Origin of the sequence: Magnetospirillum moscoviense (assembly GCF_001650635.1) — a bacterium.
In the GTDB taxonomy this organism is placed as follows: domain Bacteria; phylum Pseudomonadota; class Alphaproteobacteria; order Rhodospirillales; family Magnetospirillaceae; genus Magnetospirillum; species Magnetospirillum moscoviense.
Window position 1 is genome coordinate 1 of sequence record NZ_LWQU01000186.1, and the last position, 12,543, is coordinate 12,543.

The following is a 12,543-nucleotide window of genomic DNA, read 5'->3' on the forward strand; positions in this document are numbered from 1 at the left end:
TTCGAGGCCGAACGGCAACGGCCCGGCACCATTGCCCACGCCGCCGACAGCGAGGGCCGACTGCTATATGCCAGCCCCGGCTCTCCCTTCCGTAACCGCTGGCGCAGTCAGGCGGTCAGCCAATGACAAACCGGCGCCTCTCCGCCCTGATGACCGCCGCCGAGCGCGACATCGAAGCCGCGCGACGTTTGCTTCCCGAAATGCCCGATCAGGCGATCTTCCATGCCCAGCAGGCGGCGGAGAAGATGACGCGGGCGGTCTGCGAAGGCGAAGGGCTTGCCGTCGGCCGCACCCACAATATCGGACAGGCCGCCGGCTCCCTTCCCGACGGCCATGTTTTCAAGGAAGATCTGTTGGGCCTGGATAACCTGTCGGCGGCGGCCACGGCGTGGCGCTACCCCAGCCCCGGCGGCTGGTTCCCGGCCATGCCCGATCCGGGCGACGTCGAGGCGGCACTGGCCGACATCGAGGCGCTGCTGCCCGAGATCCGCGACTGGCTGTCCGAACGATAATCGCGGGAGGTCATCGTCGTGACATTGCCCTCGCCTTCCGACGATGACGAGATTGCCGCGATCCGGGAACGCCTTGTCGCGCTTGATGCGGAACGGACGGCCTTGGAAGGCAGGCTTCTCAGCCTCCTGACGCTCCGAACGGAACGCCCCGTTCCCGCGCCGCCACCCTCCTCCGCTGCGGGGACGATGACGGGAAACGCCTCCCCCGCCATCAAGATCGCTCTGTTCCGGTCGCTGTTCCGGGGACGCGAGGATGTTTTCCCGAAACGCTGGAGCAATCCCAAGAGCGGTAAATCGGGCTATTCGCCATCCTGCGCCAACGAATGGGTGCCGCGCCTATGCGGCAAGCCCAAGGTCAAATGCGGAGATTGTCCAAACAGGCACTTCCTGCCTGTGACCGATACCATCATCGCTCAGCATCTTCGCGGCGAGGGATCGGATGGGCGGGACTTCATTATCGGCGTCTATCCGATGCTGGCTGACGAGACCTGCTGGTTTCTCGCCGCCGATTTCGACAAGAAATCGTGGCGGGACGACGTCGCCGCCTTTCTGGAAACCTGCCGGATCAAAGACATCCCGGCGGCGGTGGAGCGATCCCGATCCGGCAATGGCGGTCACGTCTGGATCTTCTTTGCCGAACCGGTTCCGGCCGGATTGGCCCGCCGTTTGGGTGCCCACATCCTGACCGAGACCATGGAACGCGCCCCCGAACTCGGCTTTGATTCTTACGACCGCTTCTTCCCTAACCAGGACACCATGCCGGCGGGCGGGTTCGGCAACCTGATCGCCCTGCCCCTGCAGAGACGCCCCCGCGAGGCCGGCAACAGCGTCTTCCTGGATGACCAATTCGAACCCCATCCCGATCAATGGCAATACCTGTCGGGGGTCCGAAGAATGACGCTGACGGAGGTCACCGCCCTGACTGACGAGGCCAGTCGCCAGGGCCGCATCCTCGGTGTCCGCCTGCCCATCGATGACGATGACGAGGAGCCGTGGCTGGCACCGCCGTCCCGGCGCAAGCCTGAGGCTCCGGTCAGCGGCCCCTTTCCGGAAACGGTCGACATGGTCCTGGGCGATCAGGTCTACATCGACCGCACCGCCCTCCCCCCGGCCTTGGTCAATCGCCTGGTCCGTCTGGCGGCATTCCAGAACCCCGAGTTCTACAGCGCCCAGGCCATGCGGCTGCCCATCTTCGACATTCCCCGCATCATCGGCTGCGCCGAGTTGCCGTCACACCATGTCGCCCTGCCCCGAGGATGCCGTGATCAGGCAGAGGCCCTGCTCACCTCATTGGGAATTGGCATCCGTTGCCGTGATGAACGCTATGTCGGCCAACTGATCGATGCCAACTTCACCGGTACGCTGACACTGGAACAGCAGGCGGCTGCCGATGCGCTGCTGCGCCACGACACCGGGGTGCTGGCGGCAACCACGGCGTTTGGAAAGACCGTGGTGGCCGCGCACCTCATCGCCGCCCGCAAGACCAACACGCTGGTTCTGGTCCACCGTCGGCAGCTTCTCGACCAATGGATTGCCCGGCTCTCGACCTTTCTCGATCTACCGCCCGAGTCCATCGGCCAGATCGGCGGCGGAAAGCGCAAACCCACCGGTATTGTCGATGTTGCCGTCATCCAAAGTCTGGCCCGCAAGGGCGAGGTCGATGACATCGTCGGCGAGTACGGCCATCTGATCATCGACGAGTGCCACCATTTGTCGGCGGTCAGCTTCGAGGCGGTGGCCCGGCGCTGCAAGGCGAAATACGTCCTCGGCCTGTCGGCGACCGTCACCCGCAAGGACGGGCATCATCCGATCATCTTCATGCAATGCGGTCCGGTGCGATTTCGAGTCGATGCGAAGCGGCAGGCCGCCCTACGTCTTCGATCTCGGCTACTATGATTATGGCTGGTGGGCGAAGATGGGCGCGGCGGGATGCCGCATCGTCACCCGACCGGGGCGGCACCACGCAAAATCTCCTTGCAACGCAGGGGCCGTCCACACAGGACAGAAGCTAGGCTCGTCCGACCAGATTGCCGCGGCGGTCGAACACCAGCACCTGCAGGGCCACCGGGGCGCCGTCCAGAACCTTGGCCGCCCGGGCCAACGCCAAGCCGGCCACCCGCTCGCCGATGGCCAGACCGGCCCCCTGGGCCATGTCCAGCACCGCCAGCCCGGTATTGGCCGCCCGGGCCTCGGCAACCAAATCCGCATCGCCGCCCAAATCGGCCAGTTGCCCGGCCAGCCAGCCGGCATCGATCTGGCTGCGCTTGGAATGCAAATCCAGATGGCCGGCGGCCAGCTTGGCCAGCTTGGCGAAGCCGCCGGCGATGGTGACCCGCCGGACCGGATGGGTGCGCAGATATTTCAGCATGCCGCCGGCGAAATCACCCATGTCGAGGATGGCTTCCTCAGGCACGCCCAGGACCGCCCGGGCGGCCTTTTCCGAGGTCGAGCCGGTACAGCCGACCACATGGGTCAGCCCGGTGGCGCGGGCCACGTCGATGCCCCGCTGGATCGAATGAATCCACGCCGAGCAGGAATAGGGCACGACGATGCCGGTGGTGCCCAGGATCGACAGCCCGCCCAGGATGCCCAGCCGGGGGTTCCAGGTGCCGGCGGCCAGCTTCTTGCCGCCCGGCACCGAAATCTCGATTTCCAGATCGGCGGCGTGGCCGTGGCGAGCGGCCTCGGCTTCGGCCACCTCAGTCATCATCGCGCGCGGCACCGGGTTGATGGCCGGCTCGCCCGGGGCCAGCGGCAGGCCCGGCTTGGTCACCGTACCCACACCATCACCAGCCTTGAAGACGATGCCGCTTCCCGGACGGCCCAACCGCACGGTGGCGATGATGGTGGCGCCGTGAGTGATATCGGGATCGTCGCCGGCATCCTTGATCACCCCTGCCCTGGCCCAGCCCTCGCCCTGCCGGGTGACGCTCAGGGCGAATTGGGGCCTCTGTCCACCCGGCAGGGTGATGGTGACCGGGTCGGGAAAGGCGGCGCCGAACAGCGCCCGGCACGCCGCCTTGGTGGCGGCGGTGGCGCAGGCGCCGGTGGTCCAGCCTGACCGCAAGGACGGGGTTTCGCTCATGGGCCGAAGCCTTCCATCCCGGCTTGGCCGCTGTCAATCACCCAGGCCGCTTTTGCCTGTATGAAAATTGAAAAAATCGTATTACGCTCTGGCCGATCCGTGAGGGGAACATCGTTGCCGACCGTCCGTACTTCCATCGCCGCCTTGGCCATGCTGCTGGCGCCCGCAGCCGCCAGCGCCCATTTCCAGCAGGTGTTGCCGTCGGCCGACATTGTCGGGCCAGAGGGGACGCGGACAATCAACCTGGACATCCGCTTCACCCATCCGATGGAGCAAGGCCCGGTGATGGAGATGGGCCAACCGGTGCGATTCGGCGTGCTGGCCCATGGGGCCAAGCAGGATTTGCTGGCCAGCCTGGTCAAGAAGCCGGCCGACGGCAAGACCGCCTTCGAGGCGTCGTTCAAGTTCAAGCAGCCGGGCGACCACGTCTTCTTCCTCGAGCCGGCGCCCTATTGGGAGCCGGCGGAAAAGAAGTACATCATCCACCTGACCAAGGTGGTGGTGGATTTCGCCGAAGGCCAAGGTTGGGACAAGCTGGTCGGCCTGCCCATCGAGATCGAACCGCTGGTGCGGCCCTATGGCCTGTGGACCGGCAATCTGTTTCGCGGCGTGGTCAGGAAGAACGGCAAGCCCCTGCCCCACGCCGAAATCGAGGTGGAATGGGTCAATGACGGCAGCGTCAAGGCTCCCGCCGACCCGTTCGTCACCCAGACCATCAAGGCCAATGCCCTGGGCGAGTTCAGCTATGCCATGCCGCGCGCCGGCTGGTGGGGCTTTGCCGCCCTGACCGATGCCGACAAGCCGATGAAAGGCCCCGACGGCAAGGCAGCCCCGGTCGAGCTGGGCGGCCTGATCTGGGTCAAAGCCACGGATATGAAATAATGGCGCACATCCCCGACGGCATCTTGACGCTTCCCGTCCTGCTGGCCGGCGCCGCCATCGGCGCGGGCGGGCTGGCCATCGGGTTGAAGCGTTTGGCGCCCGAGCGCATTCCCCAGGTGGCGGTGCTGTCGGGCCTGTTGTTCGTCGCCGCGCTGGTCCATTTCCCGGTCGGCCCCAGCTCGGCCCATCTGATCCTGAACGGACTGATCGGCATCAGCCTGGGCTGGGCGGCCTTTCCCGCCATCTTCGTCGCCCTGGTTCTGCAAGCCGTGCTGTTCGGCTTCGGCGGCCTGTTGGTGCTGGGCGTCAACCTGACCAACCTGGCGGTGCCGGCGGCACTGTGCGGCCTGGCCTTCAATGCCGTCATCAAGGCCCGCCCGGCCTGGGGCGTGGCGGCGGCCGGGGCGGCCGGGGCCTTCGGGGTGGCGGCATCGATGCTGATGGTCGCGCTGTCGCTGGCCGCCTCGGGGCGGGAATTCCTGGTGGCCGCCCAATTGGTGCTGGTCACCCACCTGCCGGTGATGGCCATCGAGGCGGCCTTCACCGCCGCCGCCGCCGGGCTGCTGTTGAAGGTCCGTCCCGGCTTCCTGGGCCGCGGGGCGGTGGCTGTTGTGGTGCTGGCGGCGACGCTGACCGCCGCCGGGCCGGCGTTGGCCCACAAGCTGACGCTGTTCGCCAGTACCGAGGGAAATTCGGTTTCCGGCCATGCCTATTTCAGCGGCGGCGACCGCGCCCAAGGGGTGGTGGTGACGGTGACCGACCCGGCCGGGGCCGTGCTGCATCGCCTGACCACCGATGCCCAGGGGGCCTTTTCCTTCACCGCCTCCAGCCGCGCCGATCATCGGATTTCCGTCGAGGGTGATGACGGCCACGCCGCCCAATTCACCATCGCCGCGACCGAACTGCCCGACACTCTGGCCCCGGGTGCCCCCGCCCCCGATCTGCAGGCGATGATCGATGCCAGCCTGGCCCGCCAGCTGCGGCCCCTGCGCGAGCAATTGGCCGCCACCCACGACAAGATCTGGTGGCATGACGTGGTCGGCGGGCTGGGCGCCATCATCGGCTTCTTCGGCCTGGCCTATGGCCTGTCCGCCCGCAAGGACAAGAAATCATGAGCCTGCCGCACGCCCATTCCCGAACGGCGCGCCCGATGCTGGGCGGCGAGGCGCACGGCCATGCCAGCCTGCACGACGATTGCGAAGGCCACGGACCGATCGGCCACCTTGACCCCCGCACCCGGCTGGTGGCCGCCGGGCTGTTCGCCCTGATGGTGGTCAGCCGCGACCAGATCTGGCCGCTGGTGCTGGCGGTGGGACTGGCCCTGGCCGCCGCCCTGCTGGCCCGTTTGCGCGTCCTGCCGACGCTCAGGCGGATGCTGGCGATGGACGGCTTCATGGTGGCGGCGGTGGCGCTGCTGCCCTTCACCGTGCCGGGCGATCCGGCTTTCTCGGCCTTCGGCCTGACCGGCTCGGGCGAGGGACTGCACCAGGCGGCGCTGATCCTGCTGAAGGCCAATGCGGTGGTGTTGATGCTGCTGGCCCTGGTCGGATCGATGAACACGATCGCCTTGGGCCACGCCTTGGCCCGGCTGGGCCTTCCGTGCAAGCTGGTGCAATTGTTCCTGTTCACCGTGCGCTATCTGGATCTGCTACACCGCGAATATGCCCGCCTGCGCACCGCCATGAAGGCCCGCGCCTTCACCATGGGCACCAACCGCCACACCTGGCAATCGGTCGGCTATCTGTTCGGCATGCTGATGGTCCGCAGCCTGGAGCGCTCGGACCGCATCCTGGCGGCGATGCGGCTGCGCGGGTTCGACGGCCATTTCCCCTGCCTCGAGGAACCCAGCCGGTTCGGCCGTCCCGACGGATTGTTCGCCCTGGCCTCGGCCGCCTCGGTGGTGCTGATGATGAGCCAGGGATGAGTCTGTTCCGCCTGGAGGGCATTCATTTCGCCTATCCGTCCGGCGCCCCGGTGCTGAACGGCGCCCATTTCGCCCTGGCCGCCGGCGAGCGGGTGGCCTTAAGCGGGGCCAACGGTTCGGGCAAGACCACGCTTTTCCATCTGATGGTCGGCCTGTTGCGGCCGCAGGCGGGCACCATCGAGGCCTTCGGCGCGCCCCGCGCCAGCGAGCGCGACTTCAAGGAGGTGCGGGCCAAGGCCGGCCTGTTGTTCCAAGACAGCGACGATCAATTGTTCTGCCCGACGGTGATCGAGGATGTGGCCTTCGGCCCCATGAACCTGGGCGCCAGCCGCGCCGAGGCCCGGGCCGTCGCCGTCCGCACCCTGGCCGAGCTGGGCCTGACCGATTTCGAGGACCGCATCACCCACAAGCTGTCGGGCGGCCAGAAGCGGCTGGTGGCGCTGGCCACCGTGCTGGCGATGCAGCCCCAGGTTCTGCTGCTGGACGAGCCGACCAACGGGCTGGACCACGACACCCGCGCCCGTCTGACCGCCATCTTGCAGGGCCTGCCCCAGGCGATGATGATCGTCTCGCACGATGGCGATTTCATCGCCCGCCTCGCCACCCGCACGGTGGCGCTGGAAGGCGGCAGATTAGCAAGCCCGCTTTAGCCCCCGTGCCGCCACCGCCGCCCAGGCCGGCTCCAGCGACGGGGTCCGCGCCAGCCGGCTGTTGCTGAGCTCGGCGATGCCCGTCACCTCCTGGCCCAGCCAGTCCGGCGACTGGAATTGCTGCAGCGGATGGGCCAATTCGACCTCCGCCACCACCAGGCCGGCATGGCGGCCCAGATATTCGTCGATTTCCCAGGTCAGGCCGTCATGCTCGACCACACGGCGCAGCTTCTCGATCGGCGGGTGCGGACACAGATCCAGCAGGGCCAGGGCGACCGCCGGCAGTAATGGCCATTCGGTTTCCCACCGGCTGCCCAGCAGCGCCGGTGTCTTGACCGTCACCGTCCCCAGGTCCGAAGTCCAGCGGATGCGCAAGGTCAGCCCCGACAATGTCGGCAGGTAGCCCTGGCGAATCGCCTGAGGCCTCACATGGCTGGGCCAGGCCGAGCCGACCAGGAAACGACGTTCTGTTTCGGGCGTGCCGAAGGGGGACAACATGGCGGCATTCTATCGTGCCAGGTGGAACAGCGCCAAGGCCGCTCGGGTGACGCCCCGATGAAATCTAGGTCTTCGGCCGGGAATGGACGTGCGGGGTGGCGTGCCCGTGGTCATGGTCATGGCCATGGCCATGATCGTGCCCATGGGAATGGTGGTCGTGACCATGGTGGTGGTGGCCGTGGCCGACGCGGGTTTCGACCGGCACGGCGTTCAGCTTGCCGTGGCGCACCCCGGTTTCGGCGGTGATGGCATCGGCGAAGCGCCGGACCTCGGCGGTCTGGCCGCGCAGGATCGCCACCTCCATGCAATTCTCGTGATCCAGATGAACGTGCAGGGTCGACAGGGTCAGGTCGTGGTGGTCGTGGCTGGCCTGGGTCAGCCGACGCGACAATTCCCGTTCGTGATGGTTGTAGATATAGGACAGGCAGGCGACGCAATCGCCGCCCTGATCCTCGGTCAAGCGCTCGGAATCCAGGGTCTGGCGCAGGATGTCGCGCACCGCCTCGGACCGGTTCTGATAGCCGCGGCGGCGGATGTAATCGTCGAACTGCGCCAGCAATTCCTCATCCAACGAAACGGTGAAGCGGTCCATCCCTGATCTCCCGGCACGGCAAGCCTGGCCGGAGGATACGCCGCCCCGCCCCTCCAGACCACCCCATGTATTTCACACCTTTTGCCGCTTGATTGTGGTCGCGCAGTTCCGATATCATCATTGAAAGTGTGAATTGCCATGAAAGACCATTCCATGCCCGACATTCGCGACGGTTTCCTCGATTCCATCGGCAACACGCCCTTGATCAAGCTGAGGAAGGCCTCGGAACTGACCGGCTGCACCATCCTGGGCAAGGCGGAGTTCCTGAATCCGGGTGGCTCGGTCAAGGATCGCGCCGCGCTGGCGATCATCCAGGACGCCGAGGCCAAGGGCCTGCTTCGCCCCGGCGGCGTCATCGTCGAGGGCACCGCCGGCAATACCGGCATCGGCCTGACCCTGGTGGCCAACGCCCTGGGCTATCGTTCGGTGATCGTCATGCCCGAGACGCAAAGCCAGGAAAAGAAGGACATGCTGCGGCTGATCGGCGCCGATCTGCGGCTGGTGCCGGCGGTGCCCTATGCCAATCCCGGCAATTACGTCCGCTATTCCGAGACCCTGGCGCGCGAGCTGGAAACCACCGAGCCCAACGGCGTGCTGTGGGCCAACCAGTTCGACAACGTCGCCAACCGCCTGGGGCATTTCAACACCACCGGCCCGGAAATCTGGAACCAGACCGACGGCAAGCTCGACGCCTTCACCTGCGCGGTCGGCACCGGCGGCACCCTGGCCGGCATCGGCATGGCCTTGAAGGAACGCAACAAGGATATCCGCATCGTGCTGGCCGACCCGATGGGCTCGGCGCTGTACAATTACTATGCCCATGGCGAACTGAAGGCCGAGGGCGGCTCGATCACCGAAGGCATCGGCCAGGGCCGCATCACCAAGAACCTGGAAGGCGCGCCCATCGACGACCAGGTCCGCGTCACCGACGAGGAAGCCCTGCCGCTGATTTTCGATCTGGTCCGCCAGGAAGGCCTGGTGCTGGGCGGATCGAGCGGGATCAACGTGATGGCGGCGATCAAGGTGGCCCAGACATTAGGCCCAGGTCATACGGTGGTGACAGTGCTGTGCGATTATGGTACCCGCTATCAGAGCAAGCTGTTCAATCCAGCCTTCCTGGCCGAGCGCAACCTGCCGGTTCCGGATTGGCTGACGTGAAGACCAAGAATCGACCATAAAGGGGGAGCCTCATGTCCAACGCGATCGTCACCACCGACTGGCTTGAGGCCCATCTGAAGGCTCCCGACGTCCGCGTCGTCGATGCCAGCTATTACCCCAAGATCGCCAATCGCAACCCGCGCGAAGAATACGATGCCGAGCACATTCCCGGCGCGGTGTTCTTCGACATCGACGACATCGCCGACCAGGCCAATCCGCTGCCCCACATGCTGCCGGCTCCCGAGAAGTTCGCCAGCAAGGTGCGCAAGCTGGGCCTGGGCAACGGCCACAAGATCGTCGTCTACGACACCACCGGCTTCGCCAGCGCCGCCTGCCGGGTGTGGTGGATGTTCCGCTATTTCGGCCACCGCGACGTCGCCATCCTGGATGGCGGCTTCCCCAAGTGGCTGCGCGAGCAGCGCGCCGTCGAGGACATGCCGCCGATGCCGCGCGACCGCCACTTCATCCCGCACGTCAACCACACCCTGCTGCGCGATTTCGAACAGGTGAAGGCCAATATCGAGCTGGGCCGCGAGCAGACCGTCGATGCCCGCGCCGCCGGCCGCTTCAACGGCACCGACCCGGAATTGTGGCCGGTGAAGAAGGGCGGCCACATCCCCGGCTCGACCAACCTGCCCTTCGCCGACCTGATCGACGAACGCGAGCGCACGTTGAAGCCCCTGGACCAGATCAAGGCCCGCATCGATGCCGCCGGCATCGACATGCACAAGCCGGTCATCGCCACCTGCGGGTCGGGCGTCACCGCCTGCGTGGTCGCCTTCGCCCTGCACCTGCTGGGCCATCAGGACGTGTCGGTCTATGACGGCTCGTGGGCCGAATGGGGCAACCGCGACGACGCCCCCGTAGCCTGAACCAATTCTTGGGCCTGAACCAATTCAGGGGCCTGAACCAATTCTGACGCGACCGCTCATCCTGCGGTCATCGTCGCTCCTCCAAGGTGCCAGCGGCTCCCGTCCTCGAGACGGGAGCCGTTGCGTTTATGGCCCCCACATCGGGGCTCGCCATATCCAGGGGGAACTCGATATGCGCCGTTATCTGGACACGACCATTTCCGAACGACTTTACGCCCTGGCCGCCGTCGTGGTGCTGGGGACCTTCGTCAATCTGGCGATCTGGCTGCAAACCCGAGCCACCCAGGACCATGCCTTCGACACCCACCAGATCGAGACCGCCGACCTACGCGACGCCGTCGCCATCGATTTCTGGCTGTTGAAGGCCCGCTATTTCGAAAAGGAATTCCTGATCCGCCCGGACGAGAAATACGATGCCGAGATGGCCGGCGCGCGGCGCAGCATCGACACCATCCTGACCAGCGCCACCCAGGACGCCGCCACCGATGAGGAACGCGCCATCGTGGCCGCGATCGGGCAAGGCAGCAAAGCCTATTTCGCCGCCTGGGACGGCTTCGTGGCCGACTGGCGGGCGCTGGGGATGGCCGCCGACCAGGGCCTGCGCCGCAAGCTGGCCGATGCCTTGGGCCAGCTCGAGCAGACCCATCACCAGATCGTCGCCGCCCGCCCCCAGTCCGAGGACGAAGCGATCGAGCGGGCGCTGACCGAGCTGTTGTGGCGGGCCGCCGAATTGGGCAGCTCGGCCAGCGACAAGGCCTATGGCGCGACAATCGAGGCCGCCAAGAATTTGGCCGCCGCCATCGCCCAATCGCGCGAGCTCTCCACCGCCGAACGCGAGCGCCTGAGCCAGGCCAACGCGACCGTCACCGCCGCCCTGCAGGGTGCCGGCGATCTGATGATGAAGGTGACCGGCCAGGCGCGGGCTTTCAAGGACCTGTACGCCCCGGCAAAGCAGGGACTGGACCCGCATGGCCGACGACGTCCATAGCGGCGCCGGCACCCTGACCAGCGTCACCCAGCAGACCCGCATCATGTCGAGCGGGGCGGAAGGATCGGCGCAACGGGCCACCTCGGGGGTCGAGACGGTGGCGGCGGCGGCAGAGCGCCTGTCGGCCTCGATCAATCAAGTGGCCCGCCAGGTCGATCAGACCGTGCTGGCCGCCGACCGCTCGCGCTCCAGCGCCGACGCCACCGCCGCCAAGATCGAATCCCTGGCGCAAACCGCCGAACGGATCGGCGACGTGGTCAAGCTGATCAGCGCCATCGCCAACCAGACCAACCTTCTGGCCCTGAACGCCACCATTGAAGCGGCGCGAGCGGGCGAAGCCGGCAAGGGCTTCGCGGTGGTGGCCGGCGAGGTCAAGAACCTGGCCAACCAGACCAGCCGGGCCACCGACGACATCTCTGCCCAGGTTCCCGCCATCCAGGACGAGACCAACGCCGCCGTCGGCGAGATCGCCGCCTTCGTCCAGGTGATCGGCGAGGTCGATGCCATCGCCCGGTCGGTGGCCGAGGCGATGTGTCAGCAAGATGGCGCCACCAAGGAAATCGCCGACAGCATGCAGGTCGCCGCCCAAGGGACGTCCGAGGTGTCGGGCCAGATGGCCACCCTGTCGGCGGCGGCCGACGACGCGGGCGTCGCCGCCGATCGCCTGTTCGGCCTGGCCGACACCTTGTCGACCACCGCGCGGGCCTTGAACAGCGAGGTGGAGGCCTTCCTGGACGAAGTCCGCTCGGGCCAGATCGTGGGTCAGTCCACGCCGGCAGGGTGAGCCATCGGGATTTCACCCCAGGCACCCGTTGACCTCTCGGTAACCTGTTCCCATGTAAGGTAGGAACGGATCAACCCAAGGACAGGAGATTGCCATGCATCAGCACCGTAAGGCCGTTGCCGTGGCCCGCCACCAGGCCGATTGGCGCTCGCTGGCCCTGTCCCTGCTGGCGATGGGCGCCGCCCTGTTGAGCGCGATCATCTAGCCTTGCTTGCTTGCCCATGAAAAAGGCCACCGAGGGTACCCCCCGGCGGCCTGTTTTCGTTTGTGGTCTTAGGGTCTGTCTGGATCAGGCTGAAGTATACGTCCGCCACCCGTCATGGCCGGACTTGATCCGGCCATCCACGCCGCTCCGCCACTCTCATTGTTTCCAATGACTTTTGCGACCTGACGCGTGGACCCTCGGGTCAAGCCCACTGCTGTCCGGTTTAATTTTCGGGCTCATAGCAACACCATCTGATTGGGAGCGCCCCTGGGGCTGCGGTCGTCTCCGATTAGGCGGTCGATGCGGCGCAGGTGCATGAGGTTGGCGCGGACCAGACGGGCAAAGGCAAGCGGGCTTTGGACCAATTTCTGGGCCGTCTGGGCCAGGCGCAGC

General features: G+C 66.5%; 13 protein-coding genes and 1 pseudogene. 10 read left to right on the forward strand and 4 right to left on the reverse strand.

What is annotated here, in order from left to right:
* Positions 1-122 precede the first annotated feature (122 nt).
* Positions 123-512 carry a HEPN domain-containing protein gene (locus A6A05_RS17925; protein ID WP_024080186.1) on the forward strand — a complete coding sequence of 130 codons (390 nt, stop codon included), beginning with the start codon at positions 123-125 and terminating at the stop codon, positions 510-512.
* A gap of 186 nt (positions 513-698) precedes the next feature.
* Complete coding sequence (locus A6A05_RS22270) at positions 699-2,408, forward strand: TOTE conflict system archaeo-eukaryotic primase domain-containing protein (protein ID WP_425411950.1); 1,710 nt, start codon at positions 699-701, stop codon at positions 2,406-2,408.
* Between the two features lie 112 nt (positions 2,409-2,520).
* On the opposite strand, the gene A6A05_RS17935 is transcribed toward A6A05_RS22270, so the two are convergent.
* Complete coding sequence (locus A6A05_RS17935) at positions 2,521-3,597, reverse strand: cobalt-precorrin-5B (C(1))-methyltransferase (protein WP_068504236.1); 1,077 nt, start codon at positions 3,595-3,597, stop codon at positions 2,521-2,523.
* Positions 3,598-3,711: 114 nt separating this feature from the next.
* Here A6A05_RS17935 and A6A05_RS17940 point away from each other — a divergent pair, with 114 nt between their 5' ends.
* Genes A6A05_RS17940 through A6A05_RS17955 form a run of 4 tightly spaced genes read left to right on the forward strand, consistent with a single transcriptional unit; the run spans position 3,712 to position 7,053 of the window.
* Positions 3,712-4,479 (forward strand): DUF4198 domain-containing protein, encoded by a 768-nt coding sequence (locus A6A05_RS17940; RefSeq protein ID WP_245644359.1) that lies wholly within the window; start codon positions 3,712-3,714, stop codon positions 4,477-4,479.
* Entirely contained in the window at positions 4,479-5,594 is a 1,116-nt protein-coding gene (gene cbiM / locus A6A05_RS21545) for a cobalt transporter CbiM (protein ID WP_082911054.1), read from the forward strand. Before A6A05_RS17940 ends, cbiM begins: the two co-directional genes overlap by 1 nt.
* Complete coding sequence (gene cbiQ, locus A6A05_RS17950) at positions 5,591-6,403, forward strand: cobalt ECF transporter T component CbiQ (protein ID WP_082911055.1); 813 nt, start codon at positions 5,591-5,593, stop codon at positions 6,401-6,403. Before cbiM ends, cbiQ begins: the two co-directional genes overlap by 4 nt.
* A complete protein-coding gene (locus A6A05_RS17955) occupies positions 6,400-7,053 on the forward strand; it encodes an energy-coupling factor ABC transporter ATP-binding protein (RefSeq protein ID WP_068504240.1) in 654 nt (217 codons plus the stop codon). The genes cbiQ and A6A05_RS17955 overlap by 4 nt, the downstream gene beginning before the upstream one ends.
* Here the strand turns inward: A6A05_RS17955 and A6A05_RS17960 are convergent.
* On the reverse strand, positions 7,036-7,551 hold the full coding sequence (locus A6A05_RS17960) for a CYTH domain-containing protein (protein ID WP_068504241.1): 516 nt from the start codon (positions 7,549-7,551) through the stop codon (positions 7,036-7,038). The two genes, A6A05_RS17955 and A6A05_RS17960, sit on opposite strands and share 18 nt — an antisense overlap.
* Positions 7,552-7,615: 64 nt before the next feature.
* Positions 7,616-8,143 carry a nickel-responsive transcriptional regulator NikR gene (nikR, locus tag A6A05_RS17965; protein WP_068504243.1) on the reverse strand — a complete coding sequence of 176 codons (528 nt, stop codon included), beginning with the start codon at positions 8,141-8,143 and terminating at the stop codon, positions 7,616-7,618.
* 153 nt (positions 8,144-8,296) lie between these two features.
* On the opposite strand from nikR, the gene A6A05_RS17970 reads away from it, so the two are divergent.
* From A6A05_RS17970 to A6A05_RS17985, 4 genes are all read left to right on the forward strand, one after another.
* Positions 8,297-9,301: a cysteine synthase A gene (locus A6A05_RS17970; RefSeq protein ID WP_068504251.1), complete on the forward strand. Its 1,005-nt coding sequence runs from the start codon at positions 8,297-8,299 to the stop codon at positions 9,299-9,301.
* Positions 9,302-9,333: 32 nt separating this feature from the next.
* Entirely contained in the window at positions 9,334-10,173 is an 840-nt protein-coding gene (sseA, locus tag A6A05_RS17975; RefSeq protein WP_068504245.1) for a 3-mercaptopyruvate sulfurtransferase, read from the forward strand.
* A 172-nt stretch (positions 10,174-10,345) separates the two neighbouring features.
* The gene (locus A6A05_RS17980) at positions 10,346-11,161 is read left to right on the forward strand and encodes a hypothetical protein (RefSeq protein ID WP_068504247.1); all 816 of its coding nucleotides are present in this window, start codon (positions 10,346-10,348) and stop codon (positions 11,159-11,161) included.
* Positions 11,142-11,945, forward strand: coding sequence for a methyl-accepting chemotaxis protein (locus A6A05_RS17985; protein WP_068504249.1), 804 nt, complete (start codon positions 11,142-11,144; stop codon positions 11,943-11,945). The genes A6A05_RS17980 and A6A05_RS17985 overlap by 20 nt, the downstream gene beginning before the upstream one ends.
* Before the next feature lie 441 nt (positions 11,946-12,386).
* Here A6A05_RS17985 and A6A05_RS21955 read toward each other — a convergent pair.
* Positions 12,387-12,543 (reverse strand): annotated as a pseudogene (locus A6A05_RS21955) (IS4 family transposase); the annotation flags it as partial.